The organism is Citrobacter sp. KH_055_1 (genome assembly GCF_057838705.1).
This window is the reverse complement of the sequence record NZ_CM174473.1, coordinates 3068245-3093649: the sequence shown is the minus strand read 5'-3', so window position 1 is coordinate 3093649 and position 25405 is coordinate 3068245. Positions and strand designations below refer to the sequence as shown.

General features: G+C 52.9%; 19 protein-coding genes. 16 read left to right on the top strand and 3 right to left on the bottom strand.

Going from position 1 to position 25405, the window contains the following annotated elements:
- Positions 1-80 precede the first annotated feature (80 nt).
- From rpsA to AC3ITF_RS14660, 9 genes are all read left to right on the top strand, one after another.
- Positions 81-1754, top strand: a complete 1674-nt coding sequence (gene rpsA / locus AC3ITF_RS14700; RefSeq protein ID WP_096757679.1) for a 30S ribosomal protein S1 — start codon at positions 81-83, stop codon at positions 1752-1754.
- 159 nt (positions 1755-1913) lie between these two features.
- Positions 1914-2198: an integration host factor subunit beta gene (gene ihfB / locus AC3ITF_RS14695; RefSeq protein ID WP_003035780.1), complete on the top strand. Its 285-nt coding sequence runs from the start codon at positions 1914-1916 to the stop codon at positions 2196-2198.
- Between the two features lie 206 nt (positions 2199-2404).
- Positions 2405-4669: a ComEC family protein gene (locus tag AC3ITF_RS14690; RefSeq protein ID WP_489175792.1), complete on the top strand. Its 2265-nt coding sequence runs from the start codon at positions 2405-2407 to the stop codon at positions 4667-4669.
- A 36-nt stretch (positions 4670-4705) separates the two neighbouring features.
- Entirely contained in the window at positions 4706-6454 is a 1749-nt protein-coding gene (gene msbA / locus AC3ITF_RS14685; RefSeq protein ID WP_489175791.1) for a lipid A ABC transporter ATP-binding protein/permease MsbA, read from the top strand.
- Positions 6451-7428 (top strand): tetraacyldisaccharide 4'-kinase, encoded by a 978-nt coding sequence (lpxK, locus tag AC3ITF_RS14680; protein ID WP_137362374.1) that lies wholly within the window; start codon positions 6451-6453, stop codon positions 7426-7428. The genes msbA and lpxK overlap by 4 nt, the downstream gene beginning before the upstream one ends.
- A 41-nt stretch (positions 7429-7469) precedes the next feature.
- Positions 7470-8702 carry a winged helix-turn-helix domain-containing protein gene (locus tag AC3ITF_RS14675; RefSeq protein ID WP_181688319.1) on the top strand — a complete coding sequence of 411 codons (1233 nt, stop codon included), beginning with the start codon at positions 7470-7472 and terminating at the stop codon, positions 8700-8702.
- 51 nt (positions 8703-8753) lie between these two features.
- A complete protein-coding gene (ycaR, locus tag AC3ITF_RS14670) occupies positions 8754-8936 on the top strand; it encodes a protein YcaR (RefSeq protein ID WP_096757674.1) in 183 nt (60 codons plus the stop codon).
- On the top strand, positions 8933-9679 hold the full coding sequence (kdsB, locus tag AC3ITF_RS14665) for a 3-deoxy-manno-octulosonate cytidylyltransferase (RefSeq protein ID WP_117341716.1): 747 nt from the start codon (positions 8933-8935) through the stop codon (positions 9677-9679). Before ycaR ends, kdsB begins: the two co-directional genes overlap by 4 nt.
- 177 nt (positions 9680-9856) lie before the next feature.
- The gene (locus AC3ITF_RS14660; protein WP_096757672.1) at positions 9857-10750 is read left to right on the top strand and encodes a YcbJ family phosphotransferase; all 894 of its coding nucleotides are present in this window, start codon (positions 9857-9859) and stop codon (positions 10748-10750) included.
- On the opposite strand, the gene elyC is transcribed toward AC3ITF_RS14660, so the two are convergent.
- Positions 10727-11506: an envelope biogenesis factor ElyC gene (elyC, locus tag AC3ITF_RS14655; RefSeq protein WP_115258937.1), complete on the bottom strand. Its 780-nt coding sequence runs from the start codon at positions 11504-11506 to the stop codon at positions 10727-10729. The genes AC3ITF_RS14660 and elyC overlap by 24 nt on opposite strands.
- A gap of 135 nt (positions 11507-11641) precedes the next feature.
- Between elyC and cmoM the strand changes: the two genes are divergently transcribed.
- From cmoM to AC3ITF_RS14620, 7 genes are all read left to right on the top strand, one after another.
- Positions 11642-12421 carry a tRNA uridine 5-oxyacetic acid(34) methyltransferase CmoM gene (gene cmoM / locus AC3ITF_RS14650; protein ID WP_182292619.1) on the top strand — a complete coding sequence of 260 codons (780 nt, stop codon included), beginning with the start codon at positions 11642-11644 and terminating at the stop codon, positions 12419-12421.
- A gap of 3 nt (positions 12422-12424) precedes the next feature.
- Positions 12425-13747 (top strand): chromosome partition protein MukF, encoded by a 1323-nt coding sequence (mukF, locus tag AC3ITF_RS14645; RefSeq protein WP_096757668.1) that lies wholly within the window; start codon positions 12425-12427, stop codon positions 13745-13747.
- Positions 13728-14432 carry a chromosome partition protein MukE gene (gene mukE / locus AC3ITF_RS14640; protein ID WP_489175790.1) on the top strand — a complete coding sequence of 235 codons (705 nt, stop codon included), beginning with the start codon at positions 13728-13730 and terminating at the stop codon, positions 14430-14432. The genes mukF and mukE overlap by 20 nt, the downstream gene beginning before the upstream one ends.
- Positions 14432-18892 (top strand): chromosome partition protein MukB, encoded by a 4461-nt coding sequence (gene mukB, locus AC3ITF_RS14635; protein ID WP_489175789.1) that lies wholly within the window; start codon positions 14432-14434, stop codon positions 18890-18892. Before mukE ends, mukB begins: the two co-directional genes overlap by 1 nt.
- Before the next feature lie 259 nt (positions 18893-19151).
- Positions 19152-20903, top strand: coding sequence for a L,D-transpeptidase (ldtD, locus tag AC3ITF_RS14630; protein ID WP_489175788.1), 1752 nt, complete (start codon positions 19152-19154; stop codon positions 20901-20903).
- A 177-nt stretch (positions 20904-21080) separates the two neighbouring features.
- Positions 21081-21629: a peptidoglycan L,D-endopeptidase MepK gene (mepK, locus tag AC3ITF_RS14625; protein WP_096757664.1), complete on the top strand. Its 549-nt coding sequence runs from the start codon at positions 21081-21083 to the stop codon at positions 21627-21629.
- Between the two features lie 27 nt (positions 21630-21656).
- Complete coding sequence (locus tag AC3ITF_RS14620; protein WP_181490385.1) at positions 21657-22304, top strand: MBL fold metallo-hydrolase; 648 nt, start codon at positions 21657-21659, stop codon at positions 22302-22304.
- A gap of 89 nt (positions 22305-22393) precedes the next feature.
- On the opposite strand, the gene aspC is transcribed toward AC3ITF_RS14620, so the two are convergent.
- Together aspC and ompF are read right to left on the bottom strand one after the other, a co-directional pair.
- Positions 22394-23584 (bottom strand): aspartate transaminase, encoded by a 1191-nt coding sequence (gene aspC, locus AC3ITF_RS14615; protein ID WP_135912320.1) that lies wholly within the window; start codon positions 23582-23584, stop codon positions 22394-22396.
- A 183-nt stretch (positions 23585-23767) separates the two neighbouring features.
- Positions 23768-24856 (bottom strand): porin OmpF, encoded by a 1089-nt coding sequence (ompF, locus tag AC3ITF_RS14610; RefSeq protein WP_135912319.1) that lies wholly within the window; start codon positions 24854-24856, stop codon positions 23768-23770.
- Positions 24857-25405: the final 549 nt, after the last annotated feature.

Here is a 25405-nt window from a genome sequence, read left to right as displayed (position 1 = left end):
GGAGTGTTAGCGGGTATGTTAAACAACCCCATCCGGCATGGAGCCAGGTGGACGTTAAATATGAAACCTGAAGATTAAACATGACAGAATCTTTTGCTCAACTATTTGAAGAATCCTTAAAAACAATTGAAACCCGTCCGGGTTCCATCGTTCGTGGTGTTGTTGTTGCTATCGACAAAGATATCGTACTGGTTGACGCCGGTCTGAAATCTGAGTCTGCCATTCCGGCAGAGCAGTTCAAAAACGCCCAGGGCGAGCTGGAAATCCAGGTTGGTGACGAAGTTGACGTTGCTCTGGATGCAGTAGAAGACGGCTTCGGTGAAACTCTGCTGTCCCGTGAAAAAGCTAAACGTCACGAAGCTTGGATCACGCTGGAAAAAGCTTACGAAGAAGCTGCGACCGTTACTGGTGTTATCAATGGCAAAGTCAAGGGTGGCTTCACTGTTGAGCTGAATGGTATTCGCGCGTTCCTGCCGGGTTCCCTGGTAGACGTTCGTCCGGTCCGCGACACGCTGCACCTGGAAGGCAAAGAGCTTGAATTCAAAGTAATCAAGCTGGATCAGAAACGTAACAACGTCGTTGTTTCCCGTCGTGCCGTTATCGAATCCGAAAACAGCGCAGAACGCGATCAGCTGCTGGAAAACCTGCAGGAAGGCATGGAAGTTAAAGGTATCGTTAAGAACCTCACTGACTACGGTGCATTCGTTGATCTGGGTGGCGTTGACGGCCTGCTGCACATCACCGACATGGCATGGAAACGCGTTAAGCATCCGAGCGAAATCGTAAACGTTGGCGACGAAATCACTGTTAAAGTGCTGAAGTTCGACCGCGAGCGTACTCGTGTATCTCTGGGCCTGAAACAGCTGGGCGAAGATCCATGGGTAGCTATCGCTAAGCGTTATCCGGAAGGTACCAAACTGACTGGTCGCGTGACCAACCTGACCGACTACGGCTGCTTCGTTGAAATCGAAGAAGGCGTTGAAGGCCTGGTTCACGTTTCCGAAATGGATTGGACCAACAAAAACATCCACCCGTCCAAAGTTGTTAACGTTGGCGACGTAGTGGAAGTTATGGTTCTGGATATCGACGAAGAACGTCGTCGTATCTCCCTGGGTCTGAAGCAGTGCAAAAACAACCCATGGCAGCAGTTCGCGGAAACCCACAACAAGGGTGACCGTGTTGAAGGTAAAATCAAGTCTATCACTGACTTCGGTATCTTCATCGGCCTGGACGGCGGCATCGACGGCCTGGTTCACCTGTCTGACATCTCCTGGAACGTTGCAGGCGAAGAAGCAGTTCGTGAATACAAAAAAGGCGACGAAATCGCAGCAGTTGTTCTGCAGGTTGACGCAGAACGTGAGCGTATCTCTCTGGGCGTTAAACAGCTCGCAGAAGATCCGTTCAACAACTGGGTTGCACTGAACAAGAAAGGCGCAATCGTAAACGGTAAAGTGACTGCAGTTGACGCTAAAGGCGCAACCGTAGAACTGGCTGACGGCGTTGAAGGTTACCTGCGCGCTTCTGAAGCTTCACGTGACCGCGTTGAAGATGCAACTCTGGTTCTGAGCGTAGGCGACGACGTTGAAGCTAAATTCACCGGCGTTGATCGTAAGAACCGTGCAATCAGCCTGTCTGTTCGTGCTAAAGACGAAGCTGATGAGAAAGATGCAATCGCAACTGTTAACAAACAGGAAGATGCAAACTTCTCTAACAACGCAATGGCTGAAGCTTTCAAAGCAGCTAAAGGCGAGTAATATCGAGTGCTTCAAATCCTTTGTGCTATTAACAGCACAAAGGGTGACGAGTAGCTTGACAGATTACAGGATTCGTCCTGTAATCAATGACAAAGGGCGGCTACGGCCGCCCTTAATCAATGCAGCAGCTAATTTTGCCTTTAAGGAACCGGAGGAATCATGACCAAGTCAGAATTGATCGAAAGACTTGCAACCCAGCAGCCTCACATTCCCGCGAAAGCGGTTGAAGACGCGGTAAAAGAGATGCTGGAACATATGGCCTCGACTCTGGCGCAGGGCGAGCGTATTGAAATCCGCGGTTTCGGTAGTTTTTCTCTGCATTACCGCGCACCACGTACCGGACGTAATCCGAAGACTGGCGATAAAGTGGATCTGGAAGGAAAATATGTTCCGCACTTTAAACCGGGTAAAGAGCTGCGCGATCGCGCCAATATTTACGGCTAAGTTTTTCACAAAACTTAACGTCGAGAAAAGCACCTGTAGGGGTGCTTTTTTCATTTCTGCTTGCCCATATTGGAACCCGCCTCTCAGTTAAATTGCACATTACATCCTTCGCGTAATAACAGCAGAACACACGCCGGAAAACGAAAAATTGCTGCCAGACAACCGCTGCGTTGTCCTGCACACTTCCTGTAACAGGGAGGTGTTTTGTGAAAATAACAACGGTCAGTTCGTGTGCATTGTGCGGTATTCTCCCGCTTACGGTATTACCCTCACTGCCCGAAATGCTGTACGTCAGCGGCCTGTTTTGCCTGGCGTGTGTGCTCTGTCTTATTCCGCACAAGTATCTGCATTATGCCGGGTTAACGCTGTTGTTCTTTCTCTGGGGAATACTGGCGGCGAAAGACGCTACCTGGGCGGGCAATACGCTCCCCGCTAACACTCAGCAGGCCATAGTACAAATAACCGGCACTGACCATATGACCACGCACTATGGACAGATTACCCACCTGCAGGGGAGACGAATATTTCCGGCGCAGGGGATCGTACTGTATGGACAATACTTACCTGGTGAGGTTTGTGCGGGTCAGAAATGGGCGATGACGCTTAAGGTTCGCGCGGTACACGGCCAATTAAATGAAGGGGGATTTGATAGCCAGCGCTATGCGTTAGCACAGCATCAACCGCTGACGGGACGCTTCCTGCAGGCAAGTGTCATTTCGCCACAGTGTAGCCTGCGTGCCCGTTATCTCTCTTCGTTGAATACAACGTTATCCGCTTATCCCTGGCAGCAGGTGATACTGGGCCTGGGAATGGGGGAGCGACTCTCTGTTTCGCAAGAGGTGAAAACCATTATGCGCGACACCGGAACGGCGCATTTGATGGCTATTTCCGGGCTACATATTGCCTTTGCCGCGCTTTTAGCCGCCGGGCTAATTCGCGGTGGGCAATTTTTTATGCCAACCCGCTGGATCGCCTGGCAGGTTCCGCTGGTGGGCGGAATCGCCTGTGCGACGTTTTATGCATGGTTAACAGGGCTACAGCCTCCCGCATTACGCACCGTGGTTGCACTGATTGTCTGGGGTGCGCTTAAACTGAGCGGGCGGCAGTGGAGTGGGTGGGCTGTCTGGACATGCTGTCTGGCTGCAATTGTGATGGTTGATCCCGTTGCTGTTCTCTCACAAAGCCTGTGGTTGTCCGCGTTTGCCGTTGCGGCACTGATATTCTGGTATCAATGGTTTCCACTGCCCGAATGGTCACTCTCCCGTGTGGGACGCGTAGTTCTCGAGCTGGCGCATCTCCAGTTAGGTATCACGCTCCTGCTTCTGCCAGTGCAAATCGCCCTGTTTCACGGTATCAGCCTGACCTCATTTCTGGCCAATTTGTTTGCCGTACCGTTGGTCACGTTTGTTTCTGTCCCGCTGATACTCGCGGGTATGATTGTGCACTTAACCGGGCCGCTGGTTGTCGAGACCGGGTGCTGGTATCTGGCCGATCGATCGCTGGCACTCTTATTCTGGGCGCTCAATAGTCTGCCAGAAGGTTGGATCAACATTGACCAACGCTGGCAATGGCTTTCGTTATCGCCCTGGGTGATGCTCGTTGCATGGCGACTGAATGCATGGCGTACCTTACCGGTGGTCTGCATTTCGGCAGTGCTTTTGTTGAGCTTGCCATTCTGGCGACCTGCGCGAACGCAAGTGTGGCAGGTGTATATGCTGGATGTTGGGCAAGGACTGGCAATGGTCATCGCCCGTAATGGTAAAGCAATCCTCTACGATACCGGGCTGGCATGGCCTGGGGGTGATAGCGCACAGCAGTTGATCATCCCCTGGTTACGCTGGCACAACCTGACACCTGAAGGGATCGTGTTGAGCCATGAACATCTGGACCATCGGGGGGGAATGGACTCGTTACTGAAAACCTGGCCAGCAATGTGGGTGAGAAGCCCGCTAGGATGGAAAGGCCATTTACCCTGTTTTCGCGGCGAGAGCTGGCAATGGCAGGGATTAAAGTTCAGCGCTCACTGGCCGCTCCGTGGGACTAACGATCGGGGGAATAACCATTCCTGTGTGGTGAGAGTTGACGACGGCAAGCGCAGTTTTCTGCTGACCGGTGATATTGAATCTCCTGCAGAACAAAAAATGCTAAGTCATTACTGGCAGCATCTGCAGTCCACTTTTATTCAGGTACCGCATCATGGCAGCAATACTTCATCGTCATTAGCGTTTGTTCAGCGGGTTGCTGGGCAGGTGGCGGTAGCCTCAGCTTCACGCTATAACGCCTGGCGTCTGCCTTCCTGGAAAGTGAAGCAACGCTATCAGCAGCAGAGTTACCAATGGTTGGACACGCCTCATCAGGGGCAGGTTACACTAGACTTTTTCCCGGGAAATTGGCGGATACGCAGTTTGCGGGATCAGATTTTACCTCGTTGGTATCATCAGTGGTTTGGCGTGCCGGAGGATAACGGGTAGAATATACGGCTATTCTAACAAATGCTGGTTTTTTGAATGCATAACGATAAAGATCTCTCTACGTGGCAGACGTTTCGCCGACTATGGCCGACCATAGCGCCTTTTAAATCGGGTCTGATCGTGGCGGGTATAGCGTTAGTCCTGAACGCGGCCAGCGATACCTTCATGCTATCGCTCCTTAAACCATTACTGGATGATGGTTTTGGTAAAGCCGATCGCTCGGTGCTGATGTGGATGCCACTGGTGGTCATTGGACTGATGGTAGTACGTGGCTTAACCAGCTACGTCTCCAGCTACTGTATTTCCTGGGTGTCAGGCAAAGTGGTAATGACCATACGCCGCCGCCTGTTTGGTCATATGATGGGCATGCCCGTCGCTTTTTTTGATAAACAATCAACCGGTACGTTACTGTCTCGTATTACCTATGATTCAGAGCAAGTTGCGTCATCGTCTTCTGGCGCACTGATCACCGTAGTGCGTGAAGGGGCCTCGATTATTGGCCTGTTTATCATGATGTTTTATTACAGCTGGCAGCTGTCATTAATTCTGATTGTGCTGGCACCCATTGTGTCGATTGCGATCCGCGTGGTTTCCAAGCGTTTCCGTAGCATCAGTAAGAATATGCAAAACACTATGGGGCAAGTGACGACCAGTGCGGAGCAGATGCTGAAAGGCCACAAAGAAGTCTTGATTTTTGGTGGTCAGGAAGTCGAAACCAAACGTTTTGATAAAGTCAGTAACAAGATGCGTTTACAGGGCATGAAGATGGTTTCCGCGTCTTCTATCTCCGATCCAATCATTCAGTTGATTGCGTCGCTGGCGCTGGCTTTCGTATTGTATGCAGCCAGTTTCCCCAGCGTCATGGAAAACCTGACGGCAGGGACCATCACGGTGGTCTTCTCCTCAATGATCGCCCTGATGCGTCCGCTGAAGTCTCTGACTAACGTCAACGCCCAGTTCCAACGTGGTATGGCGGCGTGCCAGACCTTGTTCACTATTCTGGATAGCGAACAGGAAAAAGACGAAGGTAAACGCGTTATCGAACGTGCGACCGGCGATTTAGAGTTCCGTAACGTCACCTTTACCTATCCGGGTCGTGAAGTGCCTGCACTGCGTAACATCAACCTGCATATTCCGGCAGGAAAAACCGTTGCGCTGGTTGGGCGTTCAGGTTCAGGTAAATCCACCATCGCCAGTCTGATTACGCGCTTCTATGACATTGATGAAGGGCAAATTCTGATGGATGGACACGATCTGCGTGAATATACCCTGGCGGCCTTGCGCGATCAGGTTGCGCTGGTCTCGCAGAACGTGCACCTGTTTAACGACACGGTTGCCAATAACATCGCTTACGCACGTACGGATATCTACAGCCGCGAACAGATTGAAGAAGCGGCGCGTATGGCCTACGCCATGGACTTCATCAACAAGATGGATGATGGTCTGGATACGGTCATCGGCGAGAACGGCGTGCTGCTTTCCGGCGGTCAGCGCCAGCGTATTGCTATCGCCCGTGCCTTGCTGCGCGACAGCCCGATTCTGATCTTGGATGAAGCGACGTCGGCGCTGGATACCGAATCCGAACGCGCTATCCAGGCGGCTCTTGATGAACTGCAGAAGAACCGCACCTCGCTGGTCATTGCGCACCGTCTTTCGACCATCGAACAGGCGGATGAGATTGTCGTTGTGGAAGACGGGCTGATTGTTGAACGCGGCACCCATAGCGAACTGCTTGAACAGCGCGGTGTGTATGCGCAATTACACAAAATGCAATTTGGTCAATGATCGCGCGTATCTGGTCCGGTGAATCGCCGCTGTGGCGGTTGTTACTTCCGCTCTCCTGGCTATATGGTCTGGTGAGCGGGGTGATCCGCTTATGCTATACGCTTGGGCTTAAACGTGCATGGCGCGCACCGGTGCCGGTTGTGGTAGTTGGAAACCTTACAGCTGGCGGCAATGGTAAAACGCCAGTCGTTATTTGGTTGGTTGAACACCTGCAGCAACGCGGCATTCGTGTGGGCGTAGTTTCTCGCGGCTATGGCGGAAAAGCGCAGGCGTACCCGCTGTTGCTGACGGCGGACACCACGACGGCAGAAGCGGGCGATGAACCGGTACTGATCTTCCAGCGTACCGGCGTGCCGGTTGCTGTTTCTCCGGTAAGAGCCGATGCGGTAAAAGCCATTCTTGCTCATCATGACGTGCAGATTATCGTCACGGACGATGGTCTGCAGCATTATGCCCTGGCGCGCGATGTTGAAATCGTGGTGATTGACGGTGAACGTCGGTTTGGCAACGGCTGGTGGCTTCCCGCGGGGCCTATGCGGGAGCGAGCGGATCGGCTTAAATCGGTGGATGCGGCTATCGTCAACGGTGGTATTCCGCAGGCGGGAGAAATTCCGATGCGCCTTGAGCCGGGGCTGGCCGTTAATTTACGCACCGGCGAGCGCTGCGACGTTGCGCTGTTACCCAATATTGTTGCTATGGCTGGGATTGGCCATCCCCCGCGTTTCTTTGCCACCCTGGCGGCATGCGGGGCTAACCCACAGAAATGTGTCCCATTGGCAGACCATCAGTCTCTGACCTACAGTGACGTCAGTGCATTATTAGTTGCCGGACAAACGCTGGTGATGACGGAAAAAGACGCGGTGAAATGTCGCGCCTTTGCCGAGGATAACTGGTGGTACCTCCCTGTTGATGCGCATCTGTCGGGTGACCAGCCTGACGTATTACTTGATAGATTAACCTCGCTGGCTCGTTAACGGTTTCACGCTGCGGCAGCGACTGATTGATGAGGTTATCCATGTCGTTGCCGCACCTTTCTCTGACGGATGCTCGTCATCTTCACCTGGCAGCACAGGGCCTGCTGAAAAAAACACGTCGTCAGGCGACCCCGGCAGATATTCTTGCGACCATTACGCGTATGTCTTTACTGCAAATAGACACCATTAATATTGTCGCGCGTAGCCCTTATCTGGTGCTGTTCAGTCGCCTGGGCGACTATTCCCCGCAGTGGCTGGATGACTCGCTACTACGTGGTGAGTTGATGGAATATTGGGCGCATGAGGCGTGCTTCTTACCGCGCAGCGACTTTATGCTGATTCGCCATCGTATGCTTGCCCCAGAGAATATGGGCTGGAAGTACAAAGCCGCCTGGATGCAAGAGCATGTCCATGAGATTGAACAATTGCTTCATCACATTCAGCAAAATGGACCGGTGCGTTCAGCCGATTTTGAGCATCCGCGCAAGGGAACCAGCGGGTGGTGGGAATGGAAGCCGCAGAAACGTCATCTTGAAGGACTGTTCACCGCCGGTAGGGTGATGGTGGTGGAGCGGCGTAATTTCCAGCGGGTCTATGATGTAACGCATCGGGTTATGCCGCACTGGGATGATGAACGAGACTTGCTTTCGCAGACGCAAGCGGAAACGGCCATGCTGGACAACAGTGCGCGCAGCCTCGGTATTTTCCGCGAACCGTGGCTGGCGGACTACTATCGATTGAAGCGTCCAGAACTCAAAAACTGGCGTGATGTGCGCGCAGAGCAACGGAAAATCATCCCTGTCGATGTCGAAAGGTTGGGGCCTATGTGGCTCCATAGCGATCTTCTACCATTGCTTGAACAGGCAAAGGCGGGCAAATTAACAGCCACCCACAGTGCTGTGTTATCTCCCTTTGACCCGGTGGTCTGGGATCGTAAACGCGCGGAGCAGTTGTTTGATTTTAACTATCGGCTGGAGTGCTATACGCCAGCGCCGAAACGGCAATACGGCTATTTTGTTTTGCCTTTGCTGCATCGTGGGCAACTGGTGGGTCGTATGGATGCTAAAATGCACCGTAAAACGGGCGTGCTAGAGATTATCTCACTATGGTTGCAGGATGGCGTCAAACCGGGAATTACCCTGCAAAGGGGCGTGTTCCAGGCCATCGATGATTTTGCGCGCTGGCAACAGGCGACACGCGTTACGCTGGGACGCTATCCTGACAGTTTATTTGTCGACTGCCGTGATGGCTGGGAAATAGCCCCAGCCCGCTAAACGAATATGTTAATATTTACGGATTCACAATCCGGTCCATCTGGAGGAACTATGGATCATCGTCTGCTTGAAATTATTGCCTGCCCGGTATGCAATGGAAAACTCTGGTACAACCAGGAAAAACAGGAACTTATTTGTAAGCCGGATAACCTGGCGTTCCCACTGCGAGACGGTATTCCCGTGTTGCTGGAAACGGAAGCTCGCGCCCTGACGGCGGATGAGAGTAAATCATGAGTTTTGTGGTCATTATTCCCGCGCGCTATGCGTCTACGCGCCTGCCCGGTAAGCCACTGCTGGATATCAACGGCAAACCGATGATCGTGCATGTTCTGGAGCGTGCGCGCGAGTCCGGTGCCGATCGCATTATTGTTGCTACCGATCATGAAGATGTTGCTCGCGCAGTCGAAGCGGTGGGTGGGGAAGTGTGCATGACGCGCGCCGATCACCAGTCCGGAACGGAGCGCCTGGCGGAAGTCGTCGAGAAATGTGGTTTTAGCGACGATACCGTTATTGTGAACGTGCAGGGTGATGAGCCGATGATCCCGGCGGTCATTATTCGGCAGGTAGCAGAGAACCTGGCGCAGCGGCAGGTCGGTATGGCAACGCTTGCCGCGCCGATCCACACCACGGAAGAAGCCTTTAATCCTAATGCGGTAAAAGTGGTACTGGATTCGGAAGGTTATGCGCTCTATTTCTCACGGGCAACTATTCCCTGGGATCGCGATCGTTTTGCCAAAAGTCTTGAAACCGTCGGTGATACTTTCCTGCGTCACCTGGGGATTTATGGCTATCGCGCCGGTTTTATCCGTCGCTATGTTAATTGGCAGCCGAGCCCGCTTGAGCATATTGAAATGCTGGAGCAGCTCCGCGTACTGTGGTACGGCGAAAAAATTCACGTTGCTGTGGCAAAAGAAGTACCCGGCACAGGTGTTGATACCGCCGAAGATCTCGAGCGCGTTCGCGCAGAAATGCGTTAGTTTTTCTAATCACACTCCCCTCACTACAGATTGATATCTGACGAGTATTAGTGGGAGGAGTGTCGTATCTTGATTCTTTTCTTCCACTTTTCTGTTCATCAATTGATCTCATCCGGGTGACATCCGTCTGCACGACGCTCATTATGAAAGCAGTCGCATTTATGAGGGCCATCTGAAATGGAACAGTTGCGTGCCGAACTCAGTCATTTACTGGGTGAAAAACTCAGTCGTATAGAATGCGTGAATGAAAAAGCGGATACAGCGCTGTGGGCATTGTATGACAGCCAGGGAAACCCGATGCCGCTGATGGCGAGAAGTTTCACTACGCCGGGTATGGCACAGCAGCTGGCATGGAAAACGTCCATGCTGGCGCGCAGTGGTACGGTACGTATGCCGGTCATTTATGGTGTCCTGACGCACGAGGAACATCCTGGCCCGGACGTGCTGCTACTTGAGCGCTTACGCGGCGTGCCGGTGGAAGCACCTGCCAGAACGCCCGAGCGTTGGGAACATTTAAAAGATCAGATTGTAGAAGGTATGCTGTCATGGCATCGCCAGGACAGTCGCGGATGTGTTGGTGAGGTGGATAATACCCAGGAAAATTTCTGGCCATCCTGGTATCGTCAACGTGTGGAGGTGTTGTGGAGCACCCTCAACCAGTTCAGCAATACCGGGTTAACGATGCAGGACAAACGGATTTTGTTTCGTACCCGAGAGTGCCTGCCCAGCCTGTTCGAAGGTTTTAACGATAACTGCGTTCTGATCCACGGCAATTTCAGTTTGCGCAGTATGCTCAAAGATGCCCGTAGCGATCAGCTCCTGGCAATGGTCGGGCCGGGATTAATGCTCTGGGCGCCAAGAGAGTTTGAGCTGTTCCGGCTGATGGATAATGCGCTGGCGGAAAGCCTGTTGTGGCAATATCTGCAACGCGCGCCCGTGGCGGAGTCGTTCATCTGGCGACGCTGGCTGTATGTGTTGTGGGATGAAGTCGCCCAGTTGGTCAATACCGGGCGTTTCAGTCGGTCTAACTTTGATCTGGCAACCAAATCACTGTTGCCCTGGCTCGCCTGATGAGCCCTTCAACCACTGCCAGATCCTTCCCAGCGTTTCGTAGCCGACGCGATCGCTGTGCATCAGCCAGACGGGGGACGGAATGGCGCGCTCCCACGGGTTCAGCGGAGAGTCTATCGCCAGTTGATTAGCGGGTGCTGGTAGCGGATGCAGTCCGGCCTGCTGGAAGAAGATCATCGCGCGCGGTAAATGTGATGCGGAGGTCACCAGCAGGAATGGCGCGTCACCGATTGTTTTTTTCACTGCGGCGGCTTCTTCTTCGGTATCTTTAGGTTCATCCAGGGTAATTATCTCACTGCGGGGAACCCCCAGTGATTGCGCCACTCGGGCACCAACTTCAGCAGTGCTGACGGGATTGGTCTTAGCTGCAGCACCAGTAAAGATAAGTTTCGATCCCGGATTGGCTCGCCACAGGCGCAGACCTTCATTGAGGCGCGGAAGGCTATTATTGATAAGATTTGAACTCGGCGCCCATTGCGGGTTCCACGTATAACCTCCGCCCAGTACCACAACAAACTCGACTTTCTGCGTATCCTGCCAGGTGGGATAGGTATCCTCAATCGGTTTTAGCAGACTATCGGCGACGGGCTGCAAGCTGAGCAGCAAAAGTGCCAGCCAGCTAAGGCTAATACACACTTTCCCTGTTTTCTGAAAGCGACTAAACCACACTAGCGCCAGTCCTATCCCCATCACCAGCAGCATCAACGGAAGCGGCAGCATCATACCGCCAATCACTTTCTTCAGCGTAAAAAGCATCCTTTTTGGTTCCTTTTTTAACCATACAGCAGAAGATCAGCAGGGATATTACACCAGAAAGGTTCATTCTCGGCGTGGGTGTGACAAAATAGCGGTTTTACTTAGTCACCCTTAAGCCAGCATGTGGAGTGCGCGATGCGGGATCGCAATTTTGATGATATTGCCGAGAAGTTTTCCCGTAACATTTACGGTACCACCAAAGGTCAGCTTCGTCAGACGATCCTCTGGCAGGATCTGGACACGCTGCTTGCCGACTACGCGGGCCAAACGTTGCGTGTGCTTGATGCGGGTGGCGGAGAAGGGCAGACAGCCATTCTGATGGCGCAGCGGGGCCATCACGTCACCTTGTGCGATCTTTCTGCTGAAATGGTGGCGCGAGCGCAACGAGCGGCAGAAGAGCAAGGTGTGAGCGACAACATGCATTTTATACATTGTGCCGCTCAGGACATTCCGCAGCATTTGGATTCTCAGGTTGATCTGATATTGTTTCATGCTGTGCTGGAATGGGTGGCTGACCCGCAAGCGGTCTTAAAAACACTGTGGTCGATGTTACGCCCGGGCGGTGCTTTATCGCTGATGTTCTACAATGCAAACGGTCTGTTGATGCGTAATGTGTTGGTCGGTAATTTCGGCTATGTACAGCAGGGAATGTATAAAAAGAAACGGCGCACGTTGTCTCCCGATTTCCCGCGCGACCCTCAGCAAGTCTATGGCTGGCTGGAGGATATCGGCTGGGAGATAACCGGTAAAACGGGCGTGAGGGTGTTTCATGATTATCTGCGTGATAAACAAAAACAGCATGACTGTTTTGACGCTTTAACAGAAATAGAAACGCGCTATTGTCGCCAGGAGCCGTTTATCAGCCTTGGGCGTTATATTCATGTCACCGCGCGCAAACCGCAGATGCAAGGATAACCTATGAGTGAATTTTCCCAGACAGTCCCCGAACTGGTTGCCTGGGCCAGAAAAAATGACTTTTCCATCTCTCTGCCGGTAGACAGACTTTCTTTTCTGCTGGCTGTGGCTACGCTGAACGGTGAGCGGCTTGACGGTGAGATGAGTGAAGGCGAACTGGTGGATGCATTCCGCCATGTCAGTGATGCGTTTGAGCAAACCAGCGAAACCATCGGCGTGCGCGCCAACAACGCGATCAACGATATGGTGCGTCAACGTCTGCTGAACCGCTTTACCAGCGAGCAGGCGGAAGGAAACGCCATTTATCGTCTGACGCCATTGGGGATTGGCATCACCGATTATTACATCCGCCAGCGTGAGTTCTCGACGCTGCGCCTTTCCATGCAGCTCTCAATTGTGGCTGGGGAACTGAAGCGCGCGGCAGATGCGGCCGAAGAAGGCGGCGATGAGTTCCACTGGCACCGCAATGTGTACGCACCGCTGAAATATTCGGTGGCGGAAATCTTCGACAGCATCGACCTGACGCAGCGCATTATGGATGAGCAGCAGCAGCAGGTGAAAGACGACATTGCCCAATTGCTGAATAAAGACTGGCGGGCGGCGATTTCCAGCTGCGAAATGCTGCTGTCTGAAACCTCCGGCACGCTGCGTGAACTGCAGGACACGCTGGAAGCAGCGGGGGATAAGCTACAGGCTAACCTGCTGCGTATTCAGGACTCCACCATGACCCATGACGATCTGCATTTCGTTGACCGTCTGGTGTTCGACTTACAGAGCAAGCTTGACCGTATTATAAGCTGGGGTCAGCAATCCATCGATCTGTGGATCGGCTACGATCGCCACGTGCATAAATTCATCCGTACCGCGATTGATATGGATAAAAACCGCGTCTTTGCTCAGCGTTTGCGCCAGTCTGTCCAGACTTACTTTGACGATCCGTGGGCGTTGACCTATGCCAATGCCGATCGTCTGTTGGACATGCGTGACGAAGAGATGGTGTTGCGTGATGAAGAGGTCACTGGGGAACTGCCGCCGGACCTTGAGTATGAAGAATTTAACGAGATCCGTGAACAGCTGGCAGCGATCATCGAAGAACAGTTGGCTATCTATAAATCCAGACAAACGCCACTGGATCTCGGTTTGGTAGTGCGCGAGTATCTGGCGCAATATCCGCGCGCGCGTCACTTCGACGTTGCGCGTATTGTTATCGATCAGGCGGTACGCCTTGGCGTAGCGCAAGCAGATTTCACCGGACTGCCAGCCAAATGGCAGCCGATTAATGATTACGGAGCCAAGGTACAGGCGCATGTCATTGACAAATATTGAAAAAGTGATGCCGGTTAAGCTGGCGCAGGCGCTGGCGAATCCGTTATTTCCGGCGCTGGACAGCGCATTACGTTCGGGCCGACATATCGGGCTGGATGAGCTGGATAATCATGCCTTCCTGATGGACTTTCAGGAATATTTTGAAGAATTTTACAGCCGCTATAACGTGGAGCTCATTCGCGCCCCGGAGGGTTTTTTCTACCTTCGTCCGCGCTCGACCACGCTTATTCCGCGCTCAGTATTGTCTGAACTGGACATGATGGTTGGTAAAATTCTTTGCTATCTCTATCTCAGCCCGGAACGTCTGGCCAATGAAGGGATTTTTACCCAGCAAGAACTGTACGACGAACTGCTGACGTTGGCGGACGAAGCTAAATTGCTCAGGCTGGTGAATAACCGCTCCACCGGCTCGGACGTTGACCGTCAGAAGCTGCAGGAAAAAGTACGTTCTTCATTAAACCGCCTGCGCCGCTTAGGCATGGTGTGGTTTATGGGCCATGACAGTAGCAAATTCCGCATTACGGAATCGGTGTTCCGCTTTGGCGCGGATGTGCGCAGCGGTGACGATCCGCGCGAAGCGCAGCGTCGTTTAATTCGTGATGGTGAGGCGATGTCGGTCGAAAATAATCTGCAACTCAACGATGAGCCAGAAGAGAATCAGCTGGACAGTGGAGAGGAAGAATAATGATTGAACGCGGTAAATTTCGCTCACTAACGCTGATCAACTGGAATGGTTTTTTTGCCCGCACGTTTGACCTGGATGAACTGGTTACCACGTTGTCCGGCGGGAACGGTGCCGGTAAATCCACCACTATGGCGGCATTTGTTACGGCATTGATTCCGGACTTAACCTTGCTGCATTTCCGTAATACCACCGAAGCCGGTGCGACCAGCGGATCGCGCGATAAAGGCCTGCACGGTAAGCTCAAAGCGGGTGTCTGTTACTCGATGCTCGACGTCCTGAATTCGCGTCATCAACGCGTAGTGGTTGGCGTGCGCTTGCAACAGGTCGCCGGGCGCGATCGTAAAGTGGATATCAAACCGTTCGCCATTCAGGGGCTGCCGATGTCGGTACAGCCAACCGAACTGGTCACAGAAACGTTGAACGAGCGTCAAGCGCGCGTCCTGTCTCTTGCAGAGCTGAAAGATAAGCTTGAGGAGATGGAAGGCGTCCAGTTTAAGCAATTCAACTCGATAACGGATTATCACTCGCTGATGTTCGATTTGGGCATCATCGCTCGTCGTCTGCGTTCCGCTTCCGATCGAAGCAAATTCTATCGTCTGATTGAAGCCTCGCTTTATGGCGGGATTTCCAGCGCCATCACCCGTTCGCTTCGTGACTACCTGCTGCCGGAAAACGGCGGGGTGCGTAAAGCGTTCCAGGATATGGAAGCCGCGCTGCGTGAAAACCGCATGACGCTGGAAGCCATACGCGTGACCCAGTCTGACCGCGACCTGTTTAAGCACCTGATCAGCGAAGCGACCAACTACGTGGCGGCGGACTATATGCGCCATGCCAACGAACGTCGTATTCACCTGGATAAAGCGCTGGAATATCGTCGTGAGCTGCACACGTCACGTAAACAACTGGCGGCAGAGCAGTATAAGCACGTGGATATGGCGCGTGAGCTGGGCGAGCATAATGGCGCCGAAGGCGACCTTGAAGCCGATTATCAGGCGGCCAGCGATCACCTGAATCTGGTGCAAACCGCGCTGCGTCAGCAGGAAAAAATTGAACGTTATGAAGCGGATCTCGAAGAGTTACAGATCCGTCTCGAAGAACAAAATGAAGTGGTGGCGGAAGCCGCCGATCGCCAGGAAGACAACGAAGCGCGGGCGGAAGCCGCCGAGCTGGAAGTGGATGAGCTGAAAAACCAGCTTGCCGATTATCAGCAGGCGCTGGACGTCCAGCAAACGCGTGCGATTCAGTATACTCAGGCGATTCAGGCACTGAGCCGGGCCAAAGAGATCTGTCATTTACCGGATCTGACGCCAGACTCCGCAGCGGAGTGGCTGGAAACCTTCCAGGCGAAAGAGCAGGAAGCCACGGAAAAACTACTGACGCTCGAACAAAAAATGAGCGTGGCGCAAACCGCGCACAGCCAGTTCGAACAAGCCTATCAGCTGGTGGCGGCGATAAACGGCCCGCTGGCGCGCGGCGAAGCCTGGAGCGTGGCGCGTGAGCTGCTGCGTGAAGGCGTTGAGCAACGGCATCTGGCGGAGCAGGTTCAGCCGCTGCGCATGCGGCTGAACGAGCTGGAACAGCGTCTGCGCGAACAGCAGGAGGCCGAGCGTTTGCTGGCTGAATTCTGTAAGCGTCAGGGTAAACACTTCGACATCGACGAGCTGGAAGCCCTGCACCAGGAGCTGGAAGCCCGCATCGCGTCCTTGTCTGATAGCGTGTCGTCTGCCAGCGAACAGCGTATGACCCTGCGTCAGGAGCAGGAACAGCTGCAATCCCGCATTCAGCATTTAATGCAACGAGCCCCTGTCTGGCTGGCGGCGCAAAATAGCCTCAACCAGCTCAGCGAGCAGTGCGGTGAAGAGTTTACCTCCAGCCAGGAGGTCACCGAATATCTGCAACAACTGCTGGAGCGCGAACGCGAAGCCATTGTTGAGCGTGATGAAGTCGGCGCACGTAAAAACGCGGTAGATGAAGAGATAGAACGCTTAAGTCAGCCGGGGGGCGCAGAAGATCAGCGCCTCAACGCACTGGCCGAACGTTTTGGTGGCGTGCTGCTGTCAGAAATCTACGATGACGTCAGCCTTGAAGATGCCCCGTACTTCTCCGCGCTGTATGGCCCGTCGCGCCATGCCATCGTGGTCCCGGACCTGTCGCTGGTCACCGAACAGCTGTCTGGACTGACGGATTGCCCGGAAGATCTCTATTTCATCGAAGGGGACCCGCAGTCGTTTGATGACAGCGTCTTCAGCGTGGATGAACTGGAAGGCGCGGTGGTGGTGAAAACCGCCGAGCGTCAGTGGCGTTATTCTCGCTTCCCGACGGTACCGATTTTTGGTCGCGCCGCGCGGGAAAGCCGCATAGAAACCCTGCATGCCGAACGTGAAGGGCTGTCCGAACGCTTCGCCACGCTCTCGTTTGACGTCCAGAAAACGCAACGTCTGCACCAGGCGTTTAGCCGCTTTATCGGCAGCCATCTGTCGGTGGCGTTTGAGTCCGATCCCGAGGCGGAAATTCGCCAACTGAACAGCCGCCGCGTTGAGCTGGAGCGTGCGCTGACCAATCATGAAAATGATAACCAGCAGCAACGCATGCAGTTTGAACAGGCGAAAGAGGGCGTCTCAGCCCTTAACCGCCTGTTGCCGCGTTTGAATCTGCTGGCCGACGACACCTTAGCTGATCGCGTGGACGAAATCCGCGAACGTCTGGATGAAGCCCAGGAGGCCGCGCGTTTCGTTCAGCAGCATGGTAATCAGCTTGCCAAACTGGAGCCGATGGTTTCGGTTCTGCAAAATGACCCCGAGCAGTTTGAACAGTTAAAAGAAGACTACGCATACTCGCAGCAAATGCAGCGTGACGCGCGTCAGCAGGCGTTTGCGCTGACTGAAGTCGTCCAGCGCCGCGCGCACTTTAGCTATTCCGACTCGGCAGATATGCTCAGCGGTAACAGCGATCTGAACGAGAAGCTACGTGAACGTCTGGAGCACGCAGAAGCTGAACGTACCCGTGCTCGTGAAGCCTTGCGCAGTCATGCTGCACAGCTAAGTCAGTACAGCCAGGTAATGGCGTCGCTGAAAAGCTCGTATGACACCAAAAAAGAGCTGCTAAACGATTTACAGCGCGAGCTGCAGGATATTGGCGTTCGCGCCGACAGCGGAGCGGAAGAACGAGCGCGTATCCGTCGTGATGAGCTGCATGCGCAACTCAGCAACAACCGTGCGCGCCGTAACCAACTGGAAAAAGCACTGACCTTCTGCGAAGCGGAAATGGATAACCTGACCCGCAGGCTGCGTAAGCTGGAACGTGATTACTTTGAAATGCGTGAGCAGGTGGTCATGGCGAAAGCCGGATGGTGCGCCGTGATGCGCATGGTGAAAGACAATGGCGTTGAACGTCGTCTGCACCGTCGCGAGCTGGCTTATCTTTCCGGGGATGAATTACGTTCAATGTCGGATAAGGCGTTGGGTGCGCTACGTCTGGCGGTGGCGGATAACGAACACCTGCGTGACGTACTGCGCATGTCCGAAGATCCGAAGCGTCCGGAACGCAAAATCCAGTTCTTCGTGGCGGTCTACCAGCATCTGCGCGAACGTATTCGTCAGGATATTATCCGCACCGACGATCCGGTGGAAGCCATCGAGCAAATGGAAATTGAGCTTAGCCGCCTGACGGAAGAGTTAACCTCGCGTGAACAGAAGCTGGCGATCAGCTCCCGCAGCGTGGCGAACATCATCCGTAAGACTATCCAGCGCGAGCAAAACCGTATTCGTATGCTGAACCAGGGTCTGCAAAACGTCTCCTTTGGTCAGGTTAACAGCGTTCGTCTGAACGTTAACGTGCGTGAAACCCACGCCACGTTGCTGGATGTCCTGTCCGAGCAGCACGAGCAGCACCAGGATCTGTTTAACAGCAACCGCCTGACCTTCTCGGAAGCGCTGGCGAAGCTGTATCAGCGTCTGAATCCGCAGATTGACATGGGGCAGCGCACGCCGCAAACCATTGGTGAAGAGCTACTGGACTACCGCAACTATCTGGAAATGGAAGTTGAAGTTAACCGTGGTTCAGACGGCTGGCTGCGTGCTGAGTCCGGTGCGCTGTCAACGGGTGAAGCGATCGGTACCGGGATGTCGATTCTGGTGATGGTGGTACAAAGCTGGGAAGATGAAGGACGTAGACTGCGTGGGAAAGATATTTCCCCGTGTCGTCTGCTGTTCCTTGATGAGGCCGCACGACTGGATGCACGCTCAATCGCGACCCTGTTTGAACTGTGCGAGCGTTTGCAGATGCAGCTTATTATCGCCGCGCCGGAGAACATCAGCCCGGAGAAAGGCACCACCTATAAACTGGTGCGTAAGGTCTTCCAGAATACTGAGCACGTTCATGTAGTGGGTCTGCGCGGGTTTGCACCGCAGCTTCCTGAACCGCTGCCCGGAACGGAAGATGCCTCATCACAGGCAAGTTAAGTCAGGAAGGCGGCTAAAGGGCCGCCTTCTTCTTTTCTGAAAAGGACTCAATGCCTGGTGTAATTTCTTTATATTTCTTTACATTAGGTTAGGCAAAAACGATTTGATGTTTATATACTGAAGATAAGCCCGACGCGTCACCGGGCTTGCTCGTCATACTTCAGAGCGTATTGGCGTTTTACAGGCCCGCCCCGAGATAATCGGGAGAATACAGACGGCCTGGCTATTTAAGTATGATAAAGAAAACAGGGGGCAAGGGATGTTGCTTAATAAAATGTGTGGTCGTCGGCTGTCGGCAATCAGTTTGTGCCTGGCCGTAACATTCGCTCCGCTGTTCAATGCGCAGGCCGATGAGCCTGAAATGATCCCTGGCGACAGCTCAGCGACCGTCAGCGAGCAGCCAACCGCGTTATCGCAGCCGCAGGGACAATCTTTCGCCACAGCCGTGATGGCGGGTATTCAGGCGCTGCCGGATGGCGCGTCTGTGGATAATGCTCGCGCAGAATTACGTTCTCAACTTCCAGTAGGTTATACGCCGGTTTACATGAGCCAACTGGAGTTGCTGTACGCCGCCCGCGATATGAAACCAATGTGGGAAAATCGCGATGCGGTCAAAGCCTTTCAGCAACAGCTCGCCGAGGTAGCGATTGCCGGTTTTCAGCCGCAGTTCACCAATTGGGTGGCTTTATTGACCGACCCAGGCGTAACGGGCCTGGCGCGGGATGCCGTTCTTTCTGACGCGATGATGGGCTACCTTCACTTTATTGCCAATATCCCGGTCAAAGGCAATCGCTGGCTCTACAGCGACAAGCCTTACGCGCTGACTACGCCGCCCATTTCAGTGATTAATCAATGGCAGGTGGCATTGGATAACGGCCAGTTAACCCCCTTTATAGCCAGTCTGACGCCGCAGCACCCGCAGTACGCGGCGATGCATGAATCGCTGCTGAAGCTGGTGGGCGATTCACGTCCGTGGCCACAGTTAACCAGCACAGCCACGCTGCGCCCAGGTGAATGGAGTAATGATATTCCGGCCCTGCGCGAAATTTTGCAGCGCACCGGCATGCTGGATGCGACAGTCAGTACATCTGCCCGAGAAGGGCGTAGTGCTTACGACAGTGAACTGGTTGCGGCGGTAAAGCGTTTTCAGACATGGCAGGGATTGGGGGCCGATGGTGCAATTGGTCCGGCAACGCGTGACTGGCTGAACGTGACGCCCGCGCAGCGCGCGGGTGTGCTGGCACTGAATATCCAGCGTTTACGCCTGCTGCCGGGTGAGATGTCTACCGGGATTATGGTTAATATTCCGGCTTACTCGCTGGTCTATTATCAAAACGGTAATCAGATGCTGGATTCACGGGTTATTGTGGGACGTCCTGACCGTAAAACGCCGATGATGAGCAGCGCGCTGAATAACGTCGTCGTAAACCCACCGTGGAACGTTCCGCCGACGCTGGCGCGCAAAGACATTTTGCCTAAGGTATGGAACGATCCGGGCTATCTCGAACGTCACGGGTATACCGTGATGCGTGGCTGGAACAGTAAAGAAACTATCGATCCGTGGCAGGTGGACTGGGCGACGATTACGCCGTCAAATCTGCCGTTCCGCTTCCAGCAAGCGCCGGGTGCGCGCAACTCGTTGGGACGTTATAAATTCAATATGCCGAGTTCAGACGCTATTTATCTGCACGACACGCCGAATCATAATTTGTTCCAGAAAGATACGCGGGCGCTTAGCTCTGGTTGTGTGCGCGTGAATAAGGCCTCGGAACTGGCGAATATGCTGCTACAGGATGCGGGCTGGAATGATTCGCGGATCTCGGATGCCCTGAAACAAGGGGATACGCGCTACGTGAATATTCGCCAAAATATTCCGGTTAATCTTTACTATCTGACCGCATTTGTTGGACCCGATGGGCGTACGCAATATCGTACAGATATTTACAATTACGATCTTACTGCGCGATCCAGTGCACAAATTGTGTCAAAAGTGGAACAATTAATCAGATAAATGAAGCAGTTCGAGGAAAATGATTGTCGTAAGTTATGTTGGAAACGGGGTGAAATGGCTACAGGCCCCGTATTTCCTGGGGTTGGGAGCCTTGACGCAGACTAGTTAGCCCGGTAAGGTTTCCCGCGTGCGCTAGAGCATACATACGATAACATTGACCTTGTAGACCTTAATACCATGGACAAATTTGACGCTAATCGCCGCAAACTGCTGGCGCTTGGTGGCGTTGCCCTCGGCGCCGCCATCCTGCCCACGCCTGCGTTTGCTACACTCTCCACCCCACGTCCGCGTATATTGACTCTGAATAACCTGCATACCGGTGAGTCAATTAAAGCTGAGTTTTTTGATGGCAGGGGCTATATTCAGGACGAATTAGCAAAACTTAACCACTTTTTCCGTGATTTTCGCGCGAATAAAGTCAAGTCCATCGATCCGGGATTGTTCGATCAACTCTTCCGTCTGCAAGGCCTCCTCGGCACGCGTAAACCCGTACAGCTGATCTCCGGCTATCGTTCTGTCGATACCAACAACGAATTACGCGCGCGCAGCCGTGGTGTGGCAAAGAAAAGTTACCACACCAAAGGGCAGGCCATGGATTTCCACATTGAAGGCGTTGCATTAAGTAATATTCGCAAAGCTGCGTTATCTATGCGCGCAGGTGGTGTAGGATACTACCCACGCAGTAACTTTGTGCATATTGACACCGGGCCTGCACGGCACTGGTGAGCCGTCGCTTAATGAAACAGGAGCTGTATGAACTATCGTATTATTCCGGTCACTGCATTCGCTCAGAACTGCTCGCTGATCTGGTGTGAACAAACGCGTCTTGCCGCGTTGGTCGATCCCGGCGGCGATGCCGAGAAAATCAAACAGGAAGTGGATGCCAGCGGTCTGACGCTTATGCAGATCCTGCTCACACATGGTCATCTTGACCACGTGGGCGCGGCGTCTGAACTGGCGCAACATTATGGTGTACCGGTTATCGGTCCGGAAAAAGAAGATGAGTTCTGGCTACAGGGACTGCCTTCGCAGAGCCGCATGTTTGGCTTGGGTGACTGCGAGCCGTTAACGCCCGATCGCTGGCTAAACGAAGGCGATCGCATCAGCGTTGGCAGCGTGACGTTACAGGTGTTGCATTGTCCGGGCCACACGCCGGGGCACGTGGTCTTCTTTGATGAACAGTCAAAGCTGCTGATTTCAGGCGATGTGATTTTCAAAGGTGGAGTCGGACGCAGCGACTTCCCGCGCGGGGATCACAGCCAGCTGATCGACTCGATTAAACGCAAGTTATTACCCTTGGGCGATGACGTGACGTTTATTCCTGGTCACGGTCCGCTTTCAACGCTGGGGAATGAACGCCAGCACAATCCGTTCCTGCAGGATGAAATGCCGGTCTGGTAAATCCAGTCCGTAGGCCGGATAAGGCGCTAGCCGCCATCCGGCAAAAAAAAGCCCGCACGAATATGCGGGCTTTCTCTTTTCAGGTGAGCTTACAGCACGGCGACAATCGCTTCGCACAGCGGCGCCATGTTGTCAGGCGTCATACCCGCGACGTTCACGCGCCCGGAAGCGACAGCGTAAACGCCAAACTCCTCACGCAGACGCAGAACCTGTTCTTTCGTCAGACCGCTGAAGGAGAACATGCCGTTCTGTTTGATGATAAAGCTGAAGTCACGGTTTGCCCCTTTCTCCTGCAATGTATTCACAAACAGCAGACGCATACGCTGAATGCGCTGACGCATGTCGGTCAGTTCCTGCTCCCAGATTGCACGCAGGGCATCATTGCTCAGAATGGTGGCGACAACCGATGCACCGTGGGCCGGTGGGTTGGAATAGTTGGCACGAATGACGGACTTCATCTGGCTGAACGCACGGTCAACGGTGTCGGCATCGGCAGCAATCAGCGTACAGGCACCCACGCGCTCATTGTACAGGCCAAAGTTCTTGGAGTAAGAGCTGGCGACAATAAGCTCTTTGTGCAGCGCGGCGAATGCACGCAGGCCTTCGGCATCTTCTTCCAGACCACGAGCAAAGCCCTGATAAGCGAAGTCGAACAGTGGTAACCAGCCTTTTTCTACCGACAGCTGTGCCAGCGTTTGCCACTGCTCCAGCGTAGGGTCAATACCGGTAGGGTTATGGCAGCAACCGTGGAACAGTACCACGTCACCTGCCTGTGCTTCACTGAGGCTTGCCAGTAGCGCATCAAAGTCTAATGAATGGCTGGCAGCGTCGTAATAATTGTACTCACGAACTTCCAGACCGGCGGAGTTAAAGACGCTTTTATGGTTCGGCCAGCTTGGGTTACTTACCCATACGCGCTGCGTTGAGGTGTTTTTTGCCAGGAAATCTGCCGCCACACGCAATGCACCGGTACCACCAGGGGTTTGCGCGGTACGTGCGCGTTTGTCGTTAATCAGTGCGTGACCTTTACCAAACAGTAATTCCTGAGTGCAGCGACCAAACTCCGGAATACCGTCAATGCCAAGGTAGTTTTTGGTGGTTTCATTTTCCAGTATATATTGCTCGGCTTTTTTCACGCTGGTCAGCACCGGCGTTTTGCCTGTCTCATCTTTATATACACCGATCCCGAGGTTGATTTTCCCTGGGCGGTCATCGGCACGAAACAAATCAGCCAAGCCCAAAATTGGGTCGGCGGGAGCGGCGGTAATGTTCTCAAACATGACGAGGTTCCATTGTGGTTACAGAAGGGAAGTCCGCTATCAGGTTAACGGTAGATTTACAAAATGCCAACCGTTAGTGACGAAAAGATAGAGTGTTTTTTGAAGACGCAAGAATCCGCTGATGGACATAAAAAAACAGGACCGAAGTCCTGTTTTTTAGGCATTTAGCAAAGAGGTCTGCTATTAGAACTGGTAAACGATACCGAGTGCCACGGTGTCGTCAGAGTTCACGCCCAGTTTGTTGTCAGAATCGATCTGGTTGATCTGGTAGTCAACATAGGTGGACATGTTTTTGTTGAAGTAGTAGGTTGCGCCTACTTCGATGTAGTCCACCAGATCTTCGTTGCCGATACCTTCTACGTCTTTCGCTTTAGATTTGTTGTAGGAGATGGACGGACGCAGGCCGAAATCGAACTGGTACTGAGCGACAACAAAGAAATCTTGAGTTTTGTTGGCGAAGCCTGTGGTCTCGGTACCATTCAGGTTGGTCGTGAGGCGAGTAGCGTTACGGGTTTCGCCGTAGTTTGCTGCCAGGTAGATGTTGTTAGCGTCGTATTTCAGACCGGTCGCCCACTGCTCAGCTTTTTTGCCGCCGTTAGCGTAGGCAGAGTTTTCCTGTGCGTTGGTGCGGTCAGCTGCGCCGTAAGCACCGACGATACCGAAGCCATCCATTTCGTAGCTTACAGAACCGCCCACACCGTCGCCGTTAGAGCGGCCGATGTTGCCAGCACGTTCATTTTTGCCCAGGTACTGAATGCCAAAATTCAGGCCGTCAACCAGACCGAAGAAGTTGGAGTTACGGTAAGTTGCAACGCCACCCACACGACCCACGAAGAAGTTGTCGCTGTATGCAGTATCACCACCAAACTCTGGCAGCATATCGGTGTAGCCCAGTGCATCGTAAACGATACCGTAGTTACGACCGTAATCGAAAGAACCTGCGTCGCCGTATTTCAGACCGGCAAATGACAGACGGGTTTTGTTGCCGTTCTGAGCGTCACTACCGCCTTCAGAATTGTTGCCGGCAAAGTTGTATTCCCACTGACCGTAACCGGTCAGTTGATCGTTAATCTGAGTTTCCCCTTTGAAACCAAGACGGGCATAAGTCTGATCGCCATCGTTATCAGCATTGTCAGAAAAATAGTGCAGACCAACGGTTTTACCGTACAGATCCAGCTTGTTGCCATCTTTGTTATAAACTTCTGCAGCGTTAGCTGCCCCGGCTACCAGCAGAGCAGGGATAACCACTGCCAGAATATTGCGCTTCATCATTATTTATTACCCTCATCGGTTTTTATATGACACCTGCCACTGCCGCCAATAAATTCCGTCAATCAAAATTTACGGAACTATTGATGAGAGTTTGGTGTCTTTATGTGTCTGACAGGCATCTTTCCATTCAAACAACCGTTTCGCTACCGTCAAAGTGCTACAAAGATAAAGATTTGGTTTCAAAAAGAAAAAATGTGTAACCAAATGTTATTTTTATGCAACTTTGTGAACAACTTCAAACTTCAGTTGTCTCCGCGCTAAAAAACAGCACTTTCATTTCTATTTATATGATTTTCTTATATTTAATTATCATAACGGCGTTTTTCTGTGCGAATAATGGAAAGTTCGATTTTTACAGTTGACTATTTTTGGCCATCCAGAATGCCATGCGAGTGATTAAAAAATGGTCTATTTAATCAGAAAATGCTAATCCACAATAAAAGAACTGATTGTTTTTTGTTCATATGTATTGCAGAGAAACATTACGTAACAGGACAAATGGAGTAAGAGGTTGTATTCAGGGAGAATGGCGAGTCTGTCTTAAGTGAA